Genomic DNA, 23,720 nt, shown 5'->3' with positions numbered 1-23,720 from the left:
CTCAGCTCATGAACCGCCCCCCAGGAGTCCGGCCGCCCGCGCCCACCGGTACTTCGCGCCGAGCACCGCCACCGGCTTCTCGGTCGTGTACGGGTATGCCACGACCCCCCGCTCGAACAGGTACCGGCAGGCCTCCTCGACCTCGACGTCACCGGCCAGCGACGCCACGACCGGCTTCTCGACGCCCCGCTCGCGGAACTCGGCGACCACGCGTGCGGTGAGTTCGGCGAACACCATCGGCGGGGTGACGATCGTGTGCCAGTAGCCGAGCACCAGGGCGTGGACGCGCGGGTCCGCAAGGCCTAGCCGGATCGTCGCCTCGTACGTCGACGGCGGCTCGCCCCCGGTGATGTCGACCGGGTTGCCGGCCGAGCCGAACGGCGGGATGAACCGGCGGAACGCCTCGTCCAGGTCGGGCGGGATCTCCATCAGGGACAGTCCGTTGTCCGTCACCGCGTCCGACAGCAGCACACCGCTGCCGCCCGCGCCGGTGATGATCACGATGTTGTCGCCCCGCGGGGCGGGCAGCACCGGCAACGCGCGCGCGTACTCCAGCATGTCGTTCAGGCCCGGCGCCCGGATGACCCCGGCCTGCCGGAGGATGTCGTCGTACACCGCGTCGTCGCCCGCGAGCGCGCCGGTGTGCGAACCGGCCGCCCTCGCGCCCGCCGCCGTACGGCCCGCCTTCAGCACGACGACCGGCTTCTTCGGCACGGTCGCGCGGGCCGCCTCCACGAACGCCCGCCCGTCCTTGAGGTCTTCGAGGTGCATCGCGATGCACTCGGTGTGCGGGTCCTCGCCGAACCAGGTCAGCAGGTCGTCCTCGTCCAGGTCCGACTTGTTGCCGAGGCCGACGATCGCCGACACACCCGTCTTGGTGGTGCGGGCGAAACCGAGGATGGCCATGCCGATGCCACCGGACTGCGAGGTCAGCGCCACCTTGCCCTTGACGTCGTACGGCGTGCAGAACGTGGCGCACAGGTCCTGCCAGGTGGAGTAGTAGCCGTAGATGTTCGGCCCGAGCAGGCGGACGCCGTGCCGCTCGGCGATCTCCACGATCTCCGCCTGGAGCGCGTGTTCGCCGGTCTCCGCGAAACCGGAGGGGATCAGGACGGCGTTGGGGACGCCCTTGCGCCCCACCTCCTCCAGTGCCGCGGCGACGAACCGGGCGGGGATGGCGAAGACGGCCACGTCCACCTCGCCGGGCACGTCCGTGACGCTCTTGTAGGCCTTGCGGCCCAGGATGTCGTCGGCCTTCGGGTTCACCGGGTGGATGTCCCCGGCGAAACCGCCGTCGACCAGGTTGCGCATCACCGAGTTCCCGATCTTCCCGGGCTCGTTGGAGGCGCCGATCACGGCGACGGAGGAGGGCCGCATCAGCCGCCGCATGGAGGCGAGGATCTCCTCGCGCGAGTACGTCCTGCGCGCTGCCGGCTGCCGCTCGGCGAGGAGGATCCGGATGTCGGCGGCGACCGCTCCCGTCGCCGTCGCGATCACCGGATTGAGGTCCACCTCGGCGATCTCCGGGAAGTCCGCGACGAGTTGGGACACCCGCCGGATCTGCTCGGCCACCGCCCACCGGTCCACACCGGCCCGGCCGCGGACCCCGCGCAGGATCTCCGCCGACCGGATGGAGTCCAGCATCGACAGCGCCTCGTCGGCGGAGACCGGCGCGAGGCGGAACGTGACGTCCTTCAGCACCTCGACCAGCACCCCGCCGAGCCCGAACGCCACCACCTTCCCGAAGGCCGGATCGGTGACCGCGCCGACGATGACCTCCTCGCCCGCCGGCAGCAGCTCCTGCACCAGCACGCCCTCGATACGGGCGCCGGCGTCGTAGGCGCGCGCGTTCTCCACGATCCGGTGGAACGCGGCACGGACGCCGGCCGCGCCCTCCACCCCGACGACGACCCCGCCGGCCTCGGTCTTGTGCAGGATGTCCGGCGAGACGATCTTCATCACCACCGGCCCGCCGAGGCGTGCCGCCGCGGCCACCGCCTCGTCCACGTCGGTCGCCAGCTCCTCGCCCGGTACGGCGATCCCGTACGCGTCGGCGACCACGCGGCCCTCGGGCGCGGTGAGCGCTGTACGGCCCTCGGCCCGCACCGACTCCAGCAGGGACCGCACCCGCAGTACCCGGTCCTCGGCCATCACCTCAGATCACCCCGTTCGACTTCAGCAGGCGCAGTTCCTCGTCACCGAGGCCCAGTTCGCCGACGTAGACCTCTTCGTTGTGCTCGCCCAGCAGGGGCGAGCCGGTCACCTCCACGGGGGAGTCGGAGAGCTTGAGCGGGCTGCCGACGGTCACGAACTCGCCGCGCTCGGGGTGCGGGACGCGGACCACCATCTCGTTGGCGGCGAGCGAGGCGTCCTCGATGATCTCCTTGGTGGACAGGATCGGGCCGCACGGGATGTTGTGCGCGTTCAGCCGTTCCAGCACCTCCCACTTGGGGAGCGTCGCCGACCACTCCTCGATCAGCTGGAACATCTTGTCCAGCTTCGGCAGCCGGGCCTCCGGGGTCGCCCACTCGGGGTCCCCGGCGAGTTCGGGCCGGCCGATGAGTTCGGTGATCGGCTTCCAGCCGACGGGCTGGACGATGACGTACACGTAGTCGTTCGGGCCGCCCGGCGCGCACCGGACCGCCCAGCCCGGCTGGCCGCCGCCGGACGCGTTGCCCGAGCGGGGGACCTCCTCGCCGAAGTCCTCGTTGGGGTACTCGGCGAGCGGTCCGTGGGCCAGGCGCTGCTGGTCGCGCAGCTTCACCCGGCACAGGTTGAGCACCGCGTGCTGCATGGCCACGTTGACCCGCTGCCCGCGCCCGGTCCGCTCGCGCTGGAAGAGCGCCGCGAGAATGCCCGCCACGGCGTGCACCCCCGTCCCGGAGTCCCCGATCTGGGCCCCCGTCGCCAGCGGCGGCCCGTCCTCGAAGCCGGTGGTCGACATCGATCCGCCCATGGCCTGCGCCACGACCTCGTACGCCTTGAAGTTGGTGTACGGGCCGTCCCCGAACCCCTTGATGGAGGCGTAGACGATCCGGGGGTTGATCTCCTTGATGCGGTCCCAGGTGAACCCCATCCGGTCGACCGCGCCCGGCCCGAAGTTCTCCACCATGACGTCGGAGCGCCGGATCAGCTCGGTGAGGATCTCCTTGCCGCGCTCGGTCTTGGTGTTCAGCGTGATGCTCCGCTTGTTGCAGTTGAGCATCGTGAAGTACAGGGAGTCGACGTCCGGCAGGTCCCGCAGCTGCTTGCGGGTGATGTCGCCGGCCGGCGCCTCCAGCTTGACGACGTCGGCGCCGAGCCAGGCGAGCAGCTGGGTGGCGGACGGCCCGGACTGGACGTGGGTCATGTCCAGGACGCGGATGCCGGCCAGGGCCTTGGTGGGCGTTCCAGTCATGCGGGCCACCTCACTTGTACATGGTCTGGTTCATGGTTCCGGGGGCGTACGCGTCCGGGTCGACCCAGACGTTGATCAGCGACGGCTTGCCGGACTCACGCGCCCGGCGCAGCGCGGGGGCGATGTCGGTGGGGTCGCGGACTTCCTCGCCGTAACCGCCGAGCATCCGCGCGAACTTGTCGTACGGGACGTCGCCGAGGGTGTTGCCGACCCGCTCGCGGTCCTTGCCGTACTTGGCGGCCTGGCCGTAACGGATCTGGTTCATCGAGGAGTTGTTGCCGACGATCCCGACGAACGGCAGGTCGTAGCGGACCAGGGTCTCGAAGTCCCAGCCGGTGAGGGAGAAGGCGCCGTCCCCGAAGAGGGCGACCACCTCCTTGTCGGGGCGGGCCTGCTTGGCGGCGAGCACGAAGGGGATGCCGACACCGAGGGTGCCGAGCGGGCCCGGGTCCATCCAGTGGCCGGGCGACTTGGGCTGGACGACCTGTCCGGAGAAGGTGACGATGTCGCCGCCGTCGCCGATGTAGACTGAGTCCTCGGTCAGGAAGTCGTTGATCTCGCTGACCAGCCGGTACGGGTGGATCGGGGAGGCGTCGGACCGCAGCTGCGGCAGCCGCTTGCCGATCGCCGTCTGCTCGGCCGCGCGCAGTTCGTCCAGCCACTCCTTGCGCCTGGCCGCACCACCGTTGAGCCGGCCCGCGGCGGCCTCCGTCACCGACTTCAGGACCAGGCCCGCGTCACCGACGATGCCGAGCCCGATGTCGCGGTTCTTGCCGACGGTGCGGTAGTCGAGGTCGATCTGCACGACCGTGGCGCCGGGGGAGAGGCGCCTGCCGTACCCCATGCGGAAGTCGAACGGGGTGCCGACGATGACGATGACGTCGGCATGGGAGAAGGCGTACCGGCGGGAGAGCTGGAAGTGGTGGGGGTCGCCCGGCGGGAGCGTGCCGCGTCCGGCGCCGTTCATGTACGCCGGGACGTTCAGGGTGCGCACCAGCTCGACGGCGGCCTCGGTGCCCCGGGTCGTCCACACCTGGCTGCCCAGCAGGATCGCCGGCCTCTCGGCGTGGACGAGCAGGTCGGCGAGCTTCTCGACGGCCTCCGGGTCGCCGGCCGAGCGGGTCGAGGCCCGGTAGGCACCGGGCCGCGGGACACGGGCCCCGGCGACCGGCACCTTCGCGTCGAGGACGTCCCGGGGGATCTCCAGGAAGGAGGGGCCGGGTGCGCCGTGGTAGCACTCGCGGAAGGCCATCGACACCATGTCCGCCGCGCGGGCCGTGTCCGGGACGGTCGCCGCGAACTTGGTGATCGGCGTCATCATGTCGACGTGCGGCAGGTCCTGGAGGGACCCCATCTTGTGCTGGGTGAGGGCGCCCTGGCCGCCGATCAGCAGCATCGGGGACTCGGCGCGGAAGGCGTTGGCGACCCCGGTGACGGCGTCGGTCGTCCCGGGCCCCGCGGTGACCACCGCGCAGCCCGGTTTGCCGGTGATCCGGGCGTAGCCGTCGGCGGCGTGCGCGGCGACCTGCTCGTGGCGGACGTCGACGACTTCTATTCCCTCGTCCACGCAGCCGTCGTAGATGTCGATGATGTGGCCGCCGCACAGGGTGTAGATGCGGTCGACGCCTTCGGCCTTCAGTGCCTTGGCCACGAGATGGCCACCGGAGATCACGTCCTGGGTGTCGTCGGGCATGGCGAAGTACCGTCCCTTTCGTAGGAGTTCGGGCGGCTCGCGAGGGGTGTGCGCGGGGGGTGCGTACGGAGATGCGTGCGGAGATGCTTGCGGCGGAACGTACAGGTAGGCGACTGTATGCAGTAGATTGCATACAGTCGACGAATACTGTATGAAGCTTGTTATCCCGCATCCAGTGGGCGGTGTCCAGGGGGCGTACTCAGTTTTCGGTCATCGGTGTCCGGTCGATTCGAGTCACCGGAGCACGCGCGATGATCCCCGCAGACAGGAGCCGGCATGGACCTGTACGAACACCAGGCACGACAGCTCTTCCAGGACCACGGAATCCCGGTGCCACGGGCCGAGGTCACCCGGTCGCCCGAGGAGGCGCGGGAGATCGCCCGGCGGCTCGGCGGCCGGGCCGTGGTCAAGGCACAGGTGCGGACGGGAGGGCGCGGCAAGGCGGGCGGAGTCCGGCTCGTCACCGACCCGGCCGCCGCCGAACTGACGGCCCGGCAGATGCTCGGCTCGGACGTCAACGGCCACCGGGTCCGCACCCTGATGCTGGCCGAACCGGTCGACATCGCCGAGGAGTTCTACGTCTCCTACGTCCTGGACCGCGCGGCCGGCGGCTTCCTCGCCATCGCCTCCGCCCGGGGCGGCGTCGACATCGAGGAGGTGGCCGCCCACCATCCGGAGGCCGTGGCGCGCGTCCCGGTCGACCGGGCCGAGGGCGTCACCTCCGCCAAGGCCGGCGAGATCGCGAGCGCCGCCGGACTGCCGCCGCGGACCGCCGACGTCCTGATCCGGCTGTGGCAGGTGCTGGTCGCCGAGGACGCCCTGCTGGTCGAGGTCAACCCGCTGGTGCGCACCGCACAGGGACACGTCCTCGCCCTCGACGGCAAGGTCACCTTGGACGACAACGCCCGCTTCCGGCAAACGCGTTGGGGCGCGGAGGACACCGAGCACCGAGATCCGCTGGAGGCCGGGGCCGCCGACCGCGGGCTCAACTACGTCAAGCTCGACGGCGAGGTCGGCATCATCGGCAACGGCGCCGGCCTCGTCATGTCGACCCTGGACGTGGTCGCCGGCTGCGGCGCCCGCCCCGCCGACTTCCTCGACATCGGCGGCGGCGCCTCGGCGGAGGTCATGGCCGACGCGCTCTCGGTGGTGCTCGCCGACCCCGCCGTGCGCAGCGTCCTCGTCAACGTCTTCGGCGGGATCACCGCGTGCGACACCGTCGCCGAGGGCATCCTGGCGGCGGTCGACCGGATCCGGCTGTCCAGGCCGGTCGTCGTGCGTCTCGACGGCAACAACGCGGCCCGGGGCCGGGCGGTTCTCGACGCGCGTGCGCATCCGCTGGTCGAGCAGGTCACCACCATGGACGGCGCCGCGCGCCGTGCCGCCGAACTCGCCCACATCGTCTGAGGAGCCGGGACATGGCCATCCACCTGACCACGCAGAGCAAGATCCTCGTCCAGGGCATGACCGGCGCCGAGGGCATGAAGCACACCCGGCGGATGCTCGCGGCCGGCACGGACGTCGTCGGCGGGGTCAACCCGCGCAAGGCCGGCCGTACCGTCGACGTCGACGGGCACCCGCTGCCGGTCTTCGGCTCGGTCGCCGACGGCATGCGCGCGACCGGCGCCGACGTCAGCGTCGTCTTCGTGCCGCCCGCCTTCGCCAAGGCGGCCGTCACCGAGGCCGCCGACGCCCGGATCCCGCTGGCCGTCGTCATCACCGAGGGCGTCCCGGTCCACGACACCGTCGCCTTCACCGCGTACGCACGGCAGCGGGGCACGCGGATCATCGGACCCAACTGCCCCGGCCTGATCTCCCCGGGCCAGTCGAACGCGGGCATCATCCCCGCCGACATCGCCAAGCCCGGCCCCATCGGCCTGGTCTCCAAATCGGGCACCCTCACCTACCAGCTCATGCACGAACTGCGCGACACCGGCTTCTCCACCTGTGTCGGCATCGGCGGCGACCCCGTCGTCGGCACCAGCCACATCGACTGCCTGGCCGCGTTCCAGGACGACCCCGACACCGAACTGATCGTCCTGATCGGGGAGATCGGGGGCGACGCGGAGGAGCGGGCCGCCGCCTACATCCGCGACCACGTCACCAAGCCCGTCGTCGGCTACGTCGCCGGGTTCACCGCGCCCGAGGGACGCACCATGGGCCACGCCGGCGCCATCGTCTCCGGATCCACCGGCACCGCCCGCGCCAAGCAGGAGGCCCTGGAGGCCGCCGGGGTACGGGTGGGCCGCACCCCGACGGAGACGGCCCGGGCCGTGCTGGAGACCTTGCGGCGGGGCTGAACCGGAGACCTGGCGGCAGATTCCGAGCCGGGACGCGCCACCCGTACCGCCGACCCGCGGGGGAAGGCAGGCACCTCCCCGCACGCCCCGCACCCTCCATCCCCTCAGCGAGAGCGGAGGCCGCACGCCCTGTACCCCCCGCACCTTCCATCCCCGCCGATCGAGAGCGGAGACCACGTATGACACCAGCCCCCGCCCCCACCCCCGCCCCGCAGCCACCGCCCCCTCCTCCCGTCGCACTCCTCAAACACGGCACCTCCTACGCCGACGCCTGGCAGCGCTGTCTCGCGGTCGCCCCCGAGGCCTTCCGGGAGCAGGGCACCGGCAACCTGTGGGCCGGTGCCTGGCGCCCCGACGGCCGGACCCTGCCCGCGACCACCCCGGTCGACGGCACCCCCGTCGCCGGTGCTCCCCGCCTGGACGGCGACACCGCCCACCAGGCTGTACGGGCCGCCCTCGACCAGCACCGCGCCTGGCGGCACCTCCCGCTGCCCGAACGGCGGGCCCGCGTCGCCGCCACCCTGGACGCGCTCGCCGGGCACCGTGAACTGCTCGCCCTGCTGCTCGTCTGGGAGATCGGCAAGCCCTGGCGACTCGCCCTCGCGGACGTGGACCGGGCGATCGACGGCGTGCGCTGGTACGCCGACCGGATCGAACCGATGCTCGCGGGCCGGGCCCCGCTGGACGGGCCCGTGTCGAACATCGCCGGCTGGAACTACCCGATGAGCGTGCTCGTGCACGCCGCCCTCGTGCAGGCGCTCGCCGGCAACGCGGTCATCGCCAAGACCCCGACCGACGGCGGCGTGGCGTGCCTCACCCTGGCCGCCGCGCTGGCCGCCCGGGAGGGGGTGCCCCTGACCCTGGTCGGCGGCGGCGGGCGCGAGCTGAACCAGGCGCTGGTGCGGGCGCCGGAGATCGGCTGCGTGTCCTTCGTCGGGGGCCGCGACACCGGCGCGGCCGTCGCCACCGCCGTCGCCGGCCTGGGCAAGCGGCACATCCTGGAGCAGGAGGGTCTGAACACCTGGGGCATCTGGGAGTTCTCCGACTGGGCGGCGCTCACCGCCGTCGTCCCCCGTCTCTTCGACTACGGCAAACAGCGCTGCACCGCCTACCCGCGCTTCGTCGTCCAGCGCTCCCTCTTCGACGCGTTCCTCGCCGCCTACCTGCCGGCGGTACGGGCCGTCCGCGTGGGCCACCCGCTGGCGGTGGCGGACCCGGCCGATCCGCTCCCCGAGCTGGACTTCGGACCGCTGATCAACGCGGCCAAGGCCGAGGAGCTGACCGCCCAGGTGGCCGAGGCCGTCGACCGGGGCGCCGTACCGCTGTACCGGGGCCGGCCGGAGGAGGGGCGCTTCCTGCCGGGCCAGGACACCTCCGCCTACGTCCACCCGGTCACCCTGCTCGGCCCGCCGCCGTCCTCCCCGCTGCACCACACCGAGCCCTTCGGGCCGGTCGACACGATCGTCCTCGTCGACACCGAGGCCGAGCTGCTGGCCGCGATGAACGCGTCCAACGGCGCGCTGGTGGCCACGCTCGCCACGGACGACCGCGCCGCCTACGACCGGCTCGCCCCGCAGGTCCGCGCCTTCAAGACCGGGCACGGCGTCCCGCGCTCCCGCGGCGACCGGGACGAGCTGTTCGGCGGCTTCGGCGCGTCCTGGCGCGGCGCCTTCGTCGGCGGTGAGCTCCTGGTCCGGGCGGTGACGCGGGGCCCGGCGGGGGAGCGGCTGCCCGGGAACTTCCCGGAGTACCAGCTCATGCCCTGACTCTCACGCTCGGCGCACACGGCCTCGCGGACCGTGCACCGTCGCGATCCGGCGTCCTGCCTCGCCCCCCCCGCGGACGGATACGCAGGTGAAACGCACTCCGAAACCTTGGTATTGTTGTCCATGTCGCCGCGCGGAACACACCCCGCAAGGCGGCAGACACCTGGTCCGGGTGGCGGAATGGCAGACGCGCTAGCTTGAGGTGCTAGTGCCCTTTATCGGGCGTGGGGGTTCAAGTCCCCCCTCGGACACTCGCAGTAACGACATGGTGGCGAGGGCCCCGACCTGACGGTCGCGGTCCTCGCTTTTTCCGTACCCGGCACCCGGGGTCCGGCGCCGCCGGCCGGATCCCGGTGGGGGCCGGCCGGCGGGACGGGTTCAGCTCCCCGCGCAGTAGGCCATCAGCGTGTCGTGGTTGGCCTTGAACTGGTCGTAGATCGCCGCGTTGTCGATCTTCAGCAGCGTCTCGTCGTTGGCCCGCAGCGCGGAGTAGGTGTAGTTGTGGCTGCCGGTCCACACCAGCTTGCGGTTGGCGACCCCGTCGTACGTTCCCTGGATCAGCAGGTACTTGGAGTGCACCCCGATCTTGTAGGTGCCGTCGGGGCTGTTCTCGTAGCACTCCACCCGCTTGGTCAGCTTGCCGTAGAGGGTGTCCGTCACGGCCTGGCTCATGGAACCCGGCGCGCCGTCGGCAGCCAGGTAGACCGAGCACCCCGAGTTCACCAGGCTGACCAGCTTCTTGGCGACCTCGTCACGGCTGAAGAGGTTCATGCCGACGCGGATCTGGGTGCCTCCGGAGCAGCTGACGTTGTCCAGGATCAGCTTGACGGTGTCGGTGCTCGCGTCGTTGTTCCACGACGTGCCGGACGCCTCGTGGCGGGGGAAGAAGTACGCCTTGTACGGGCCGGTGGAGCTGGTCGGCGTCTGGTAGTAGTCGGTGTTGCCCGACGAGGACGAGCCGTAGGACAGCAGGTCCGAGAAGTACGACTGGTAGATGCCGTACAGGCCGGAGTCCGGGATCGTCACGGCGTTGTTGAAGTAGGTGGTGCGCTGCGAGGTGGTCATGTTGTGCGAGGTCTGCACCACCACGTTGCTGGCGCCGCCCACGTTGGAGAACAGCCAGAACTTGTTGTGGTTGATCGCCGGATCGCCGGAGGTGAGCTCCCGGGTCCCGATGCAGCCGCGCGCGCTGGGGCAGGCCATCACCCACGACGACTGGGTGCGGTCGGTGCCCAGGCCGTCTTTCAGGGTGGTGTACTCGCCCCCGCTCATGGTGGTGGTGGTGTTGTCCACGATGATGCGGACCTTGACGCCTCGCGCCTTCGCGTTGACCAGCGCCTGGGCGGCCGTGCCGTCGGTGAACGTGTAGGCCGCGGCCGTGATCGACTCCCCGGCGGGGGTGGCGTTGATCAGGCTGACGATGTAGTCGCGGATCCGGTTCTGGTCGGCGGTGGTGCCTGACGGGTCGTTGAAGACGGCCGAGGTGGTGACCGTGACGGCGGCGTGGGCCGGGCTGGAGCAGATCAGGACGGTCGCGGGGAGCAGGACGGCTGTCAGGACCGCCCTCCACATCTTCGTCAGTCGACGCACAACGATCCCTTCGGGTGACGAGCCGGAACTGAGCGTATGTCAGGAGCCTGCGACAGGTTGCCCGTTCACTCCCGCCCGTGGCAACAGTGCGCACGTGAACTCGGCCCTGCGCGCCTGCCGCACGCCCGGTGCGTGCGCCGCCGCGCGCCTGGTGCGTCCGCCACCGCGCGCCGGGCGCGTCCGCCACGGTGGAGGACTCCGCACACGGCCTTCCGCACGGCCCCGCTGTCGCCTTCCGCACGGCCCGGCTGTTCTGTCGAATCCCTTGACGATCGCCCCTCCGGCCCGGTTAACTCACGTCCTAAATTAAGTCATGAGTGCAATCCCCGAAGGGACCCGGGAGCCATGCGCAGCATCCGAGCCGCGGCCGTAGGCGCCGTCACCCTGTCTCTCGCCCTCGCGGCCACGGCCTGCGGAGGCGGATCGTCCACCAACGGCGGGTCGAACGACTCACCCAAGACGCTGACGTACTGGGCCTCCAACCAGGGCGCCAGCGTCGCCGTGGACAAGAAGGTCCTCCAGCCGGAACTCGACAAGTTCGAGAAGCAGACCGGCGTCAAGGTGAAGCTGGAGGTCGTGCCCTGGTCGGATCTGCTCAACCGGATCCTGACCGCGACCACCTCCGGCCAGGGCCCGGACGTGCTGAACATCGGCAACACCTGGAGCGCCTCCCTCCAGGCGACCGGCGGACTGCTGTCGTGGGACCAGAAGAACTTCGCCAAGATAGGCGGCAAGGAACGCTTCTCCGACACGGCTCTCGGCTCGACCGGCGCCCAGGGCAAGGACCCGGCCGCCGTCCCCCTGTACTCGATGGCGTACGCCCTCTACTACAACAAGAAGATCTTCGCCGACGCCGGGATCAGCAAGCCCCCGGCCACCTGGGACGAGCTGATCGCCGACGGCAAGAAGATCAACGCCAAGGGCAAGTCCGTGCTCGGCGCCGAGGGCGCCAACCTGTCGGAGAACATCCACCACGTCTTCGTCTTCGCCAAGCAGCACGGCGCCGACTTCTTCACCGCCGACGGCAAGCCCGACTTCACCAACCCCAAGATCGTCGAGGCGGTGAAGAGCTACGTCGACCTGATGGCCAAGGACAAGGTCATCCCGGCCGGCGACGCCGAGTACGCGCAGAACCAGTCCGTCAGCGACTTCGCCAAGGGCAAGCAGGCGATGCTGCTGTGGCAGTCCGCCACCGCCAACCTCAAGTCCCAGGGCATGAGCGAGGACACCTACGGCGTCGCGCCGGTACCGGTGGTCTCCGGGGCGCCCGGCGCCGGCACCCAGGTCAACTCGGCGGTCATGGGCATCAACATCGCCGTCTTCAAGAACACGCACAACCTCGACGGCGCCACGAAGTTCGTGAAGTTCATGACCTCCGACGCCGAGCAGAAGATCCTGAACACCGCGTACAGCTCCATCCCGCCGGTCAAGGCCGCCCAGGGCGACGCGGCGTTCAACGCGCCGGGCACCGCCGTGCTGAAGGACACCCTCGCCAAGAGCGCCGCCGCGCTGCCGCAGGTGCCGTCCGAGTCGCAGTTCGAGACGGCCGTCGGCACGGCCGTCAAGGAGCTGTTCGCCGACGCCGCCGCCGGACGCGCCGTGACCACCGACTCGGTCAAGGCGAAGCTGGAGAAGGCCCAGCAGCAGATGCCGGCGGCGTGACCACGATGACGACCACCGCACTGAAGGAACCGGTGCGCGAGACCTCCCCCGGTGCGGCGCGCGAACCCCGCCGCCGCGCCGGGCGGATCAGACGCGTCTCCCTGCCGTACCTGCTCCTGCTGCCCGCCCTGCTCCTCGAACTCCTCGTCCACCTGGTGCCGATGGCGATCGGCATCGTGATGAGCTTCAAGCAGCTCACCCAGTTCTACATCCGCGACTGGGGCACCGCCCCCTGGAGCGGCTTCGACAACTACAAGGTGTCGGTCGACTTCGACGCCCCCGTCGGCAAGGCGCTGCTCCAGTCCTTCGGCATCACCGTCGGCTTCACCCTGCTGTCGGTCGGCCTGTGCTGGCTGATCGGCACGGCCGCCGCCGTCTACATGCAGGGCACCTTCCGGGGCCGCGGCCTGCTGCGCGCCCTGTTCCTGGTGCCGTACGCACTGCCCGTCTACGCGGCCGTCATCACCTGGGTGTTCATGTTCCAGCACGACAACGGCCTGGTGAACCACGTGCTGCACGACCAGCTGCACCTCACCGACAAGCCGTCGTTCTGGCTGATCGGCGACAACAGCTTCTACGCGCTGCTCACCGTGTCCGTGTGGAAGGGCTGGCCGTTCGCGTTCCTGATCGTGACGGCCGGGCTGCAGAACATCCCCCGGGAGCTGTACGAGGCCGCCGCGCTGGACGGCGCGGGGATGTGGCAGCAGATCCGCCGCATCACCCTGCCGTCGCTGCGCCCGGTCAACCAGGTGCTGGTCCTGGTGCTGTTCCTGTGGACGTTCAACGACTTCAACACGCCCTACGTGCTGTTCGGCAAGGCCGCTCCCGAGGCGGCCGACCTGATCTCGGTGCACATCTACCAGTCCTCCTTCGTTGCCTGGAACTTCGGCACCGGCTCGGCCATGTCCGTCCTGCTGCTGCTGTTCCTGCTCGTCGTGACGGGCGGATACCTGCTGCTGACCTCGCGTGGACGGAGGGCCTCCCATGCCTGACCTGTCGCTGTCGCCCCCGCGCACCTCGCCGATGGCGCCCCCGCGTTCCTTCGTGTGGTCGCGCCGGGTGTTCCTCACGCTGCTCGCCGGGTTCGTACTGCTCCCGGTGTACGTGATGATCTCCAGCTCGCTGAAGCCGCTCGCCGACGTCACCGGCAAGTTCCGCTGGCTGCCCAGCGAGCTGACCATCCGGCCGTACATCGACATCTGGTCGACCGTGCCGCTCGCGAGGTACTTCATGAACTCGCTGATCGTGGCCGGCGCGGCCACGGTCTGCTCGGTGGTCATCGCCGTGTTCGCGGCCTACGCCGTCAGCCGCTACGAATTCCGCGGCAAGCGCGTGTTCACGGTCACCGTGCTGTCCACGCAGATGCTCCCGGGCATCCTCTTCCTGCTGCCGCTCTTCCTGATCTACGTCAACATCGGCAACGCCACCGGCATCGCCCTGTTCGGCTCCCGCGGCGGGCTGATCCTGACCTACCTCACCTTCTCGCTGCCGTTCTCCATCTGGATGCTGATCGGCTACTTCGACTCGGTGCCGCGCGACCTGGACGAGGCGGCGCTCGTGGACGGCTGCGGCCCGTTCGGCGCGCTGTTCCGGATCGTCGTACCGGCGGCGATCCCGGGCATCGTCGCGGTCGCCGTCTACGCCTTCATGACCGCCTGGGGCGAGGTGCTCTTCGCCTCGGTCATGACCAACGACACCACCCGCACCCTCGCCGTCGGCCTCCAGGGCTACTCCACCCTGTACGACGTCTACTGGAACCAGATCATGGCCGCCTCGCTGGTCGTCAGCGTGCCCGTGGTGGCCGGCTTCCTGCTGCTCCAGCGCTATCTCGTCGCGGGTCTGACGGCGGGCGCCGTCAAGTGACCCCCACCCCTGATCCCGAAGGGACTTCCGTGTCCGAAGCCATCGACCTCGCTGCCCTCCCGCCCGACTTCCTGTGGGGAACGGCCACAGCGGCGTACCAGATCGAGGGGGCCGTCGCCGAGGACGGCCGTTCGCCCTCGATCTGGGACACCTTCTCGCACACCCCGGGGAAGATCGCGAACGGTGACAACGGCGACGTCGCCTGCGACCACTACCACCGCTGGCGCGGGGACATCGGCCTGATGCGGCAACTCGGCGTCAACGCCTACCGGTTGTCCGTGGCCTGGCCCCGGGTGGTCCCCGGCGGCACCGGTGCGGTGAACCCCAAGGGACTCGCGTTCTACGACGAACTGGTGGACGCGCTGCTGGAGGCGGGCATCACCCCGTCCGTCACGCTCTACCACTGGGACCTGCCGCAGGCGCTCCAGGACCGCGGCGGCTGGCCGGAGCGGGACACCGCCCTGGCGTTCGCGGAGTACGCCTCGGTGGTCGCCGAACGCCTCGGCGACCGCGTCAAGCTCTGGGCCACCCTCAACGAGCCGTCCTGCTCGGCCTGGATCGGCCATCTCGAAGGCACGATGGCGCCGGGCTGGACCGACCTCACCGCCGCCGTCCGCGCCTCCTGCCACCTGCTCCTCGGCCATGGCCTCGCCACCCAGGCGATCCGGGCCGCCGCCCCCGGCGCGCAGGTCGGCATCGTCAACAACCTCTCCACCGTGCACCCGGTCAGCGACCGCCCCGAGGACCTGGCGGCGGCCCGCCGGCACGACGGCCATGTCAACCGCTGGTGGCTCGACCCCGTGCACGGCCGAGGCTTCCCCGCCGACATGGTGGAGACCTACGGCGTCGAACTCCCCGTCAATGAAGCCGACCTGGCCACCATCGCGGCCCCGCTCGACTGGCTCGGCCTGAACTACTACTTCCCCGCGTACGTCACCGACGACCCCGAGGGGCCCGCTCCGTACGTCCGTTCCGTCCGCCGCGAGGGCGTCCCGCGCACCGGTATGGACTGGGAGATCGACGCCTCCGGCATCGAGACGCTGCTGCTGAGGCTCACCGAGGAGTACGGCGCCCGGAAGATCTACGTCACCGAGAACGGCTCCGCCTTCCCGGACGTGGTCCGCCCCGACGGCAGCGTCGACGACCCGGAGCGCCAGGACTACCTGGAGCGCCACCTCGCCGCCTGCGCCTCCGCCGCCCGCAAGGGCGCCCCGCTGGCCGGCTACTTCGCCTGGTCGCTGCTGGACAACTTCGAGTGGGCGTACGGCTACGACAAGCGGTTCGGCCTGGTCCACGTCGACTACCGCACCCAGGTCCGCACGATCAAGGGCAGCGGCCGCCGGTACGCGGACATCGTCCGCGTCCACCGCGGCCAGACACGCCGGGCCGCCTGAGCCACGGCCCGGACGGCCGGTGGACACGACTGGGGAGTTCGTGTCCACCGGCCCACCTCCCCCCAAGGGCTGTCATGTACGTGACATAGATCAGGAAGCGCACCTCCACCCCACAAGGAGAGCCGCATGCCCAGCCGCATCCCCCGCACCCTGCTCGCCGCCCTGGCCACCACGGCCCTGCTCTGCTCCGGCCCGCTCCTGGCCGAGCCCGCCGCCGCGGCCCCCGCCGCCGCCGGCTGGGACACCGACCGCGCGGCCGCCGCCTACGCGGTGAACCCCGCGGCCGTCACCGCCTCCGGCAGCGAGAACGCCGGCACCACGCCCGGCCTCGCCTTCGACGGCAACGGCGCCACCCGCTGGTCCAGCGACTTCGCCGACGACGCCTGGATCCGCGTCGACCTCGGCTCGGTGATCCGGGTCGACCGCGTCGTCCTCGACTGGGAAGCCGCCTACGGCAAGCGCTACGTGCTGGAGGCGTCCCGCGACGGCACCACCTGGACGCCCTTCTACACCGAGACCGCGGGCACCGGCGGCTCGGTCACCGCGCACACCTACCCCCAGGAGGTCACCGGCCGCTACATCCGCCTGCGCGGCCTCGAACGCGCCACGCCGTACGGCTACTCGCTGTGGGACTTCAAGGTCTACGGCGGCGAACCCGCACCCGCGTCGGCCACCCGCACCAACCTCGCCCTGAACCACCCGGCGTACTCCAATTTCTACCAGCACGCCGGCAACTCGCCCGCGTTCGTCACCGACGGCGGCTGGCCCGCCAACCTCAAGGACGACGCGACCCGCTGGTCCAGCGACTGGAACGCGGACCGCTGGGTCTCGGTCGACCTGGGCGCCCCCTCGGTCATCTCCTCCGTCGACCTCTACTGGGAGGCGGCCTACGCCGTCGACTACCAGCTCCAGATCTCCGACGACAACCGCACCTGGCGCACGGTGTACCAGCCGTCGGCCGCCGACGTGGCCGCCCGCCGCGCCAACGTGAAGTCCCCGGCCGAGGCCGTGGGCCTGCACGACACCGTCACCCTGCCCGCACCGGTCACCGGCCGCTACGTGCGCATGCTCGGCAAGGAGCGCCGCTCCTTCTACAACCCGGCCCCCGCCACGGCCCAGTTCGGCTACTCGCTGTACGAGTTCCAGGTCTGGGGCACCGGCGGCAGCGCCTCAGCCGCGTACCCGGCCCTGCCCGCCGACCAGCCGGGCACCTACCGCACCACCTTCTTCGACGACTTCACGGGCGCCTCGCTCGACCGCTCGAAGTGGCGCGTGGTGCGCACCGGCACCGAGATGGGCCCGGTCAACGGCGAGTCCCAGGCGTACGTCGACTCCCCGGACACCATCCGCACCGAGAACGGCGAGCTGATCCTCCGGGCGAAGTACTGCAAGGGCTGCACCCGGGCGGGCGGCGGCACCTACGACTTCACCTCCGGCCGCATCGACACCCACACCCACGTCGACTTCACCTACGGCAGGGTCAGCGCCCGGATGAAACTGCCCGTCGGCGACGGGTTCTGGCCGGCGTTCTGGCTGCTCGGCAGCAACGTGGACGACCCGTCCGTCTCCTGGCCGGCCTCCGGCGAGACCGACATCATGGAGAACATCGGCTACCCCGACTGGACCAGCACCGCCCTGCACGGCCCCGGCTACTCGGCCGACGGCAACATCGGCGCCCGCCAGACCTACCCGGGCGGCGGCACGGCCGACCAGTGGCACACCTACGCGGTGGAGTGGACCCCGACGGCGATGCGGTTCACCGTCGACGACCGCCTGGTCCAGGAGACGACCCGCAACAAGGTGGAGTCCACCCGGGGCCAGTGGGTCTACGACCACAACCAGTACGTCATCCTGAACCTCGCCCTCGGCGGCGCCTACCCGGCCGGCTGGAACAAGGCCACCACCCCCTACTGGGGCCTGCCCCAGTCCAGCGTGGACCGGATCGCGGGCGGGGGAGTGCAGGCGGAGGTGGACTGGGTGCGGGTGGAGCAGAAGGGGTGAGTCGGCCACGCGTGCCGCCGTTGTCTCGTAATCCACGGTCCCTCAGTCACACAAGACACGGTGGGGCCCCGGGGCCTGCTCCTCGCCCCGTCCACCGTATGGAGCTTCCACCGTCGTGCCGGTGTCGCGACGGCACGCGCCTGCAGGTGGAGCCGTCGACCGAGAGAGGCGGGACAGCGGCGGCCCTGCGCCCCCCGGGTAGCCACCCGCGTCGGTGTCAGTCCCGACAGGTAATCTCTGTTTCATCGTCATCGCGGCCCGACGGGCTTCCGCTCCGCCCCGGTGGAGTCTTGAAGGACACGCCCCCACCCGCACGAGTTGCTTCGTGCTGCCTGGGGGGAGTCCTTGCTGTTCCGCGCGTCCGCGACAACGGTCGCCGTCATGGCGCTCGACGGTTCGCTGTTCCTGCACCTCACCGACCAGTTCGTCCACATGCACGGTTACCGTCCCGGCACCTCGGAGGTGCGCTCCTGGGAGCGCAGCATCCCGGTCCTGGCCGCCGCGCTCAACGACGTGGGCCTGGGCGATGTGGAGATCATGCTGGAGTACGCGCTACCTCTGAACAGCAAGCGCGCCGACGCCGTGCTCGCCGGCGTGCACCCCGTCACCGGGGAGCCGTCATACGTAGTGGTGGAGCTGAAGCAGTGGAGCCAGGCGCTGCCATACGAGGACGACCCCACCCTGTGCCACGTCGACGCCTACGCACAGCCGGTCCTCAACCCCATCAGGCAGGTACGCCGCTACTGTGACTACCTGGTCAATTTCAACGGGGCAGTGGCTGAACACGGTCACCGGATAAGCGGTGTGGCGTTCCTGCACAACGCCACGGAGTTCGGCGTGACCGGCCTTCGCGAGATCGAGAACGACGGTCACGGGCTGCTCTTCACCGGAGAACGCCGTGGCGCCTTCCTCGACCACCTCCGGTCCAGGCTGAGCGACAAGCATCCCGGTGCCTCGGCCGCGGACGAGTTGCTCGCGGGTGCCACCGTGCCGTCGAGGCAACTGATGTCGGTGGCCGCCGAAGAAGTGCGGGAACGTCAGCAGTTCGTGCTGCTGGACGAGCAACAGGTCGCCTACCGCATGGTGCTCAACGCGGTGGAGAAGGCGAAGCACGCCGATCGCAAGGAGGTCGTGATCGTCACCGGCGGTCCGGGCACCGGCAAGAGCGTCATCGCCCTGCAGTTGCTCGGGGAGCTGTACCGGCGTGGGGTTCCGGCTCTGCACGCCACCGGCTCGCAGTCGTTCACCAAGACGATGAGGAAGGTCGCGGGATCCCGGAAGCGGGAGGTCCAGGACCTGTTCAAGTACTTCAACAGCTTCATGACCGCCGAGAAGAACAGCTTGGGCGCCCTCATCTGCGACGAGGCGCACCGCATCCGGGAGACCTCCGCCAACCGCTACACCCGTGCCGAGCACCGTACCGGCACAGCCCAGGTCGATGAACTCATCGACGTCGCTCACGTGCCCGTCTTCTTCCTCGACGAGCACCAGGTCGTGCGGCCGGGCGAGATGGGCACCGCGGCAGACATCAAGGCGGCGGCGAAACGTGACATCCCCTGTCACGTCGTTCCGCTGGACAGCCAGTCCCGCTGTGGTGGCAGTGACTCCTACCTGCGCTGGGTCGTCCGGCCCCTCGGCCTGGAACCCGGCGGGCCTGTGGTCTGGGAACCCGACGACCGCATGCAGTTGCTGGTCGCCGACAGTCCCCAGGAGATGGAGGCGTTCCTCCAAGCTCGCCGCGCGCAGGGCTACCCGCACGCATGTCCGCCGGCTACTGCTGGCGCTGGTCCCCCGAGCCCAAGCCAGGCGAGCCGCTCCCGCCCGACGTCGTCATCGGTGACTGGGCCCGCCCCTGGAAACTGCGGGGTGACCGCTCGGTCTCCGGCGCGCTCCCGGCCGCCCTGTGGGCCACCGACCCGGCCGGCTTCGGCCAGGTCGATTGCGGAAGTAGCCGCCACCCCCACCAGGATCCACGTCCGCGACTCGAAGGACACGACTCGCGCCTCGTTGGCCGTGGACCCCACGGCCTGGGCCGAGTTCGTCGGCTTCGCGGCACTTCGAACAGACGCGGGGCGCTCGGCAAACGCTCCGCTCGCCGAGGGCCCCGCGCACGCCCGCTCGCGCAACACCTTCAGTAGCCCAGGCGCCCTGCTCGCCGGATGCCCGCGCCGGCGCAGACCGGTGCGGCCGTCGACGTCCGCCTCGGGCCCGGTGCCGGGCTCGGCTGAGACTGAGGTCAGAACGCCTTCAGATAGACCCTTGCCTGATCGTCCTTGAGCGCCTGGACGTAGATGTCGATCCACTGCACCTTCTTGCGGCGATCGTCCTTCACGCACGGAGGGCAGACACCGGCCGAACGGGCTCCCTTCAGCGTCTGCGGCTCGGCTAGCCCAATGTGCCGGAACAGCTCGCCATCCGGGGCGAAGTCGGCCTTCTTCAGCTTCAGCGGTTCTTCGGGCCGAAGGTCCGCCGCGATGCCCTCGGCGTTCTTCTCGCTGGTGACGAACGAGAGGAGGTAGATGTCCTCCTGAGGGTTGATCTGCACAGCTCCCTTGACCTCGGTCGCACCCTTGGGCGCCGTCACGTGCATGAACGCCGACGCCTCGGGCGCGCCGGCGTTCTCGTCCCACCGCGAGGTGCGCCCGTCGGTCACACGGCGATCGTCCGTGTCCGGGCTGGAGCAGGCGGAAAGCAGAAGAGTGGCTGCCACTGCCGCGATGAGGAGGGCACCTTGTTTGGTCGTCACCGGTTCTCCTCGTCGCCGCGCGAGACGTCGCCGCGGGTTCCTTCTCGTCCTTGGTCCGGCGGGTTCACTGTCGGTTTCGCATCGCTGTTCAGGTCGTAGGTGTACGTGGAGCTACTGCCTCGCATGTCGAACTCCTGAGCAAGTCCGGTCTTGTGCAACCGTCCCATCTCGGAGTCCGGGATCACTACGCCTCCGGGGAAGGTGGTCGACTTGCCGGCGTCCCAGTTGTAGCGGTCCCACACGTTGGCCTGGTATTCGAGCGAAACCTTGGGCTTGCCGTCCGCCGCGGGGGTGACGGTGACCATCCCCGACACGTTCTGCTGGTGGGAGCCGACCGCGTGGAACCACTCGTCGCTTCGGAAGGTGCGACCGACCGCCTTGCTCTCCACCGGCACGACGACCGTCTTGTCACCACCGGCCTTCTCGAAGGCGTCGAGCCCCTGCTGTCGCCACGCGTCCTGGTTCTGGGCGATGTGGACCGAGACATCATCGCGAAATCCGGGATCATCCTTGAGGATGCGGTCGATGTCCAGGTCCAGCGGTTCACCCGTTGCACTCAGGTAATGCTCCATGTTGCGCGACGCGGCGTTCTCGCCGCTGAAGTCGCCGCCGGCCGCGATGCCCTGCGCGCGGGCCAGGTACCACAGATCCTTGGCCGTGGGCTTCTCGGTGTTGAACGCTCCGGACCCCGCGTCAGCAGCATGCCAGTGGTACAGCGGGCTCATGATCCCCGCCTTCCGCAACTCGTCGCCCTTTTCCTGAAGCAGGATGCCGCGCGTGACCGGATCGAGGCCGCGCCACCACTCGGCGACCGCCTTCTTGCCCTTGGGGACGTGCTGCGCCTTCGCCCTCTCCGCAAGCGACGGGTACGGGTCGAGTCCCGCTTCCTGGTTGAAACCGCCGATCGTGCCGTCCAAGGGGTCTCTGTCCTGCATCACGGAGGCGAGAGCGAGTTTGAACCCCTCGTCCGCGTCATTCAGGGCCGCCACCGCCGAGTCCAGTTGCGCGGCCCATCCGGCAGCAGCCTTACGGGCGCTCTCCTGGTAGTCGGGATCGTGCACGTAGGCCATGTACTCGTTGTGATCCAGCTTGGACGTGTCGAAGGCGACGGCGCCTTGCTCGGACACCTTCATGCCGGCCTTCACCGCGTCCTCTCGGACGTACTCGATCTTCTTGCGGAGACGGCTGAATTCAGCGTGTGCGTCTCGGAGCAGTCCGGCGACGGCCTTCGCCTCGCTCTGCGCTCCCTGGTACTCCTTCCACGTCACGTCGAAGCGTGCGGAGCCGACGATGGCACTCAGGCCCACCCATGTGTCACCGAGGGAAATGCCACGTACTTCCTGTTCGTAGGTCCGCGCGAGCTTGTCGAAGTCCTTGGCCATGGCGGCCCAGTCGTCGGCAGCCGTGGTGAGCTTCGACAGGTCGGTGCCCATGATCTCGTAGTACGTCACCACGACTGAACTCCTGTGTGCGCCTGCGGTTCGGACCTGTGCGATCAGAACGAGTCGAGCGCGGAGGACTTGCGGATGCCCAGCCCCACGCCGGTGTCCGTGTTCTGCAGCAGCGTGTTGGTGGCGCGCAACGCGGCCTTTTCTGAGCCGAGGCGGTTCATCAGCGTCGTGAGCTGTTCGCTCCACGTCTTACGCGCGGTCTTCAGAGCAGTTCCGGTGAGCCACCCCTCAAACTCCCGTGCGGCTGCCCCCGTGCTCTCACGCGCCTGGGTGCCGTCCCTGTGGGTGTCAGGCTCCAGGTGCCTCTCGATCGCCTCGGCTGCCTTCTTCTTCTCCGCGGGACTCGAAGCGAGATCCTTGCCGCCGGACGGCGAGCCTCCACCGCCATCCAGCGGGGCCACCTGGTTCAGACGCATCCGGGCCGGCGCCGCACCGACTGGTGAGTCTTCAGTCATGATCTCTCCCCCGAGTGTGATCAGATGCCCGCAACTTTACGTGAGGCACAGTTAGGGCTGCAAAGTGCTGGTGAGCCGAAAACCGGCCTCGTTGACGCGGTACGGACCGCGTCGGCGAAGGCGTACCTGACCCTGGACGGCACGGGAATCCTGAGGGTTGTGCATGCTGGCCCCTTGGAGCGCGGAGCAACTGTAAATTCCTGCCATGAAGCAGGGTAAAGAGGTTGAGAACCCCGAGTCGCGTTTCTTCGCGGTGCTGCTGGCGGCAGCGAAGCTTCCGGGTGTGCGTATCCACAGGGAGGCGTATCTCCGAAGCGCGCTGGCTCGCCACTGCTCCGAGGAGGAGATCCGACGAGCGACAGAAGGGACTCCCGCCGCGGCGGGCATCACCGTCGAATTTCTCGACAAGGTCGCCAACGACTCCATCCGCTACGAAACCGCCAAGGTCAGCGCCCTCTCTGCCGCGGCCGGGATACCCGGCATCCTCGCCCTTCCCGCCACGGTACCCGCCGACGTGGCCCAGTACGTCGGCCACATGCTGCGCATCGCGGCAGAAGCTTGCCTATCTCTACAGCTGGCCCGAGCTGTTCTCCGACGAGGGCGATGACGTCGATGACGCGACCGTGGGGATGCTCACGCTGTTCTTCGGCGTGATGTTCGGCACCCAGTCGGCGAACGCCGCTGTGGGGAGGGTCGCGGGGATGATGTCGGAACAGGTCGCCAAGAAGCTGCCTCAGAAGGCGCTCACCAAGGGCGTCGTCTATCCCATAGTGAAGAAGGTCGCGGCCTACATCGGCGTCAAGATGACGAAGGAGTCGTTCGCGAAGGCCGTCTCGAAGGCCATCCCTCTCGTAGGGGCTGCTGTGTCCGGCGGGCTCACCTTCGCGACCTACCTTCCGATGGCCAAGAGGCTAAAGAAGCACCTCGCCGGCCTGCCGCTGGCGGACCCGTCGCACCGAGTGATGGAGGGGGAAGTCGTGGACGTCGAAGTCGTAGAAGAGCACGAATCCTTCGTCCCGGCACAGGCTGAACCGCACGGCGCGGACTCCGCTGCCGTCAAGCTGGAGGAACCCAGGTCCTGACGGCGCGAGAGCCCTCCCGACTGCGCAGTGTTCCGGCCTTCCGTCTTCGACGCAGGCGCGGGCCCGAGTTCTCAGCTGTGGGACACCTTCGCCGCTTCCGCGTTCAAGGAAGACGCGGAGCCGGGCTTCTGCTGGACCCAGTACACCGGTCACGGGCCCGGCCCGGAGTTGCCGGGTGACCCCGCGCTCCGTGCTGGAGATCGGCTGCGGCACCGGCCCGTGCTCTCGTCCACCTTGCTCGGCGAGGTATCACTGCCCTCATCCTTTGCCCACCTTGATCGGAACTTTGCTGCCCCTTGGCTCGGATCGCGAGAGCAAAC

Annotated in this window: 15 protein-coding genes, 1 tRNA gene and 4 pseudogenes; 13 read left to right on the top strand and 7 right to left on the bottom strand. The window is 69.8% G+C overall.

Annotation, left to right across the window (positions count from 1 at the left end; genetic code table 11):
- Window positions 1-6: 6 nt before the first annotated feature.
- From AB0947_RS24375 to AB0947_RS24365, 3 genes are read right to left on the bottom strand one after another with little or no spacing between them, the layout of a single operon-like run.
- Window positions 7-2,151: an acetate--CoA ligase family protein gene (locus tag AB0947_RS24375; RefSeq protein WP_366752459.1), complete on the bottom strand. Its 2,145-nt coding sequence runs from the start codon at window positions 2,149-2,151 to the stop codon at window positions 7-9.
- A 4-nt stretch (window positions 2,152-2,155) separates the two neighbouring features.
- Entirely contained in the window at window positions 2,156-3,397 is a 1,242-nt protein-coding gene (gene frc, locus AB0947_RS24370) for a formyl-CoA transferase (RefSeq protein WP_366752458.1), read from the bottom strand.
- A 10-nt stretch (window positions 3,398-3,407) separates the two neighbouring features.
- A complete protein-coding gene (locus tag AB0947_RS24365) occupies window positions 3,408-5,090 on the bottom strand; it encodes a thiamine pyrophosphate-binding protein (RefSeq protein ID WP_366752457.1) in 1,683 nt (560 codons plus the stop codon).
- 276 nt (window positions 5,091-5,366) lie between these two features.
- Between AB0947_RS24365 and sucC the strand changes: the two genes are divergently transcribed.
- The 4 genes from sucC to AB0947_RS24345 all read left to right on the top strand — a co-directional run bounded on the left by sucC (window position 5,367) and on the right by AB0947_RS24345 (window position 9,407).
- Entirely contained in the window at window positions 5,367-6,497 is a 1,131-nt protein-coding gene (gene sucC / locus AB0947_RS24360; RefSeq protein ID WP_366752456.1) for an ADP-forming succinate--CoA ligase subunit beta, read from the top strand.
- 11 nt (window positions 6,498-6,508) lie between these two features.
- Window positions 6,509-7,390 carry a succinate--CoA ligase subunit alpha gene (gene sucD, locus AB0947_RS24355; RefSeq protein ID WP_366752455.1) on the top strand — a complete coding sequence of 294 codons (882 nt, stop codon included), beginning with the start codon at window positions 6,509-6,511 and terminating at the stop codon, window positions 7,388-7,390.
- Window positions 7,391-7,569: 179 nt separating this feature from the next.
- A complete protein-coding gene (locus AB0947_RS24350) occupies window positions 7,570-9,156 on the top strand; it encodes an aldehyde dehydrogenase family protein (protein WP_366752454.1) in 1,587 nt (528 codons plus the stop codon).
- Window positions 9,157-9,322: 166 nt separating this feature from the next.
- Window positions 9,323-9,407: transfer RNA gene (locus AB0947_RS24345), tRNA-Leu, on the top strand.
- Between the two features lie 127 nt (window positions 9,408-9,534).
- Here AB0947_RS24345 and AB0947_RS24340 read toward each other — a convergent pair.
- A complete protein-coding gene (locus AB0947_RS24340) occupies window positions 9,535-10,746 on the bottom strand; it encodes a phospholipase D-like domain-containing protein (protein WP_366752453.1) in 1,212 nt (403 codons plus the stop codon).
- Window positions 10,747-11,091: 345 nt separating this feature from the next.
- On the opposite strand from AB0947_RS24340, the gene AB0947_RS24335 reads away from it, so the two are divergent.
- From AB0947_RS24335 to AB0947_RS24305, 7 genes and pseudogenes are all read left to right on the top strand, one after another.
- Entirely contained in the window at window positions 11,092-12,408 is a 1,317-nt protein-coding gene (locus tag AB0947_RS24335) for a sugar ABC transporter substrate-binding protein (RefSeq protein ID WP_366752452.1), read from the top strand.
- Between the two features lie 5 nt (window positions 12,409-12,413).
- Window positions 12,414-13,400 carry a sugar ABC transporter permease gene (locus tag AB0947_RS24330; protein ID WP_366752609.1) on the top strand — a complete coding sequence of 329 codons (987 nt, stop codon included), beginning with the start codon at window positions 12,414-12,416 and terminating at the stop codon, window positions 13,398-13,400.
- Between the two features lie 31 nt (window positions 13,401-13,431).
- The gene (locus AB0947_RS24325) at window positions 13,432-14,271 is read left to right on the top strand and encodes a carbohydrate ABC transporter permease (RefSeq protein WP_366752608.1); all 840 of its coding nucleotides are present in this window, start codon (window positions 13,432-13,434) and stop codon (window positions 14,269-14,271) included.
- Between the two features lie 29 nt (window positions 14,272-14,300).
- A complete protein-coding gene (locus tag AB0947_RS24320) occupies window positions 14,301-15,665 on the top strand; it encodes a GH1 family beta-glucosidase (RefSeq protein ID WP_366752451.1) in 1,365 nt (454 codons plus the stop codon).
- Window positions 15,666-15,791: 126 nt separating this feature from the next.
- Window positions 15,792-17,666: a discoidin domain-containing protein gene (locus AB0947_RS24315; protein WP_366752450.1), complete on the top strand. Its 1,875-nt coding sequence runs from the start codon at window positions 15,792-15,794 to the stop codon at window positions 17,664-17,666.
- Window positions 17,667-18,011: 345 nt separating this feature from the next.
- Window positions 18,012-19,603: pseudogene (locus tag AB0947_RS24310) on the top strand (DNA/RNA helicase domain-containing protein); the annotation flags it as partial.
- A 7-nt stretch (window positions 19,604-19,610) separates the two neighbouring features.
- Window positions 19,611-19,724 (top strand): annotated as a pseudogene (locus AB0947_RS24305) (DUF397 domain-containing protein); the annotation flags it as partial.
- Window positions 19,725-19,902: 178 nt separating this feature from the next.
- On the opposite strand, the gene AB0947_RS24300 reads toward AB0947_RS24305, so the two are convergent.
- The 3 genes from AB0947_RS24300 to AB0947_RS24290 are packed head-to-tail and all read right to left on the bottom strand — an operon-like array spanning window position 19,903 to window position 22,318.
- Complete coding sequence (locus tag AB0947_RS24300; RefSeq protein ID WP_366752449.1) at window positions 19,903-20,412, bottom strand: hypothetical protein; 510 nt, start codon at window positions 20,410-20,412, stop codon at window positions 19,903-19,905.
- On the bottom strand, window positions 20,409-21,866 hold the full coding sequence (locus tag AB0947_RS24295; RefSeq protein ID WP_366752448.1) for a hypothetical protein: 1,458 nt from the start codon (window positions 21,864-21,866) through the stop codon (window positions 20,409-20,411). The genes AB0947_RS24300 and AB0947_RS24295 overlap by 4 nt, the downstream gene beginning before the upstream one ends.
- A 41-nt stretch (window positions 21,867-21,907) precedes the next feature.
- Complete coding sequence (locus tag AB0947_RS24290; RefSeq protein WP_366752447.1) at window positions 21,908-22,318, bottom strand: hypothetical protein; 411 nt, start codon at window positions 22,316-22,318, stop codon at window positions 21,908-21,910.
- 205 nt (window positions 22,319-22,523) lie between these two features.
- Here AB0947_RS24290 and AB0947_RS24285 point away from each other — a divergent pair.
- Window positions 22,524-23,400 (top strand): annotated as a pseudogene (locus AB0947_RS24285) (hypothetical protein).
- A gap of 27 nt (window positions 23,401-23,427) precedes the next feature.
- Window positions 23,428-23,657: pseudogene (locus tag AB0947_RS24280) on the top strand (class I SAM-dependent methyltransferase); the annotation flags it as partial.
- Window positions 23,658-23,720: the final 63 nt, after the last annotated feature.

Source organism: Streptomyces sp. NPDC047841 (assembly GCF_040704085.1).
Taxonomy (GTDB): Bacteria; Actinomycetota; Actinomycetes; order Streptomycetales; family Streptomycetaceae; genus Streptomyces; species Streptomyces argyrophylli.
The sequence above is the reverse complement of the archived record's forward strand: the minus strand, read 5'-3'. Positions and strand labels throughout refer to the sequence as shown.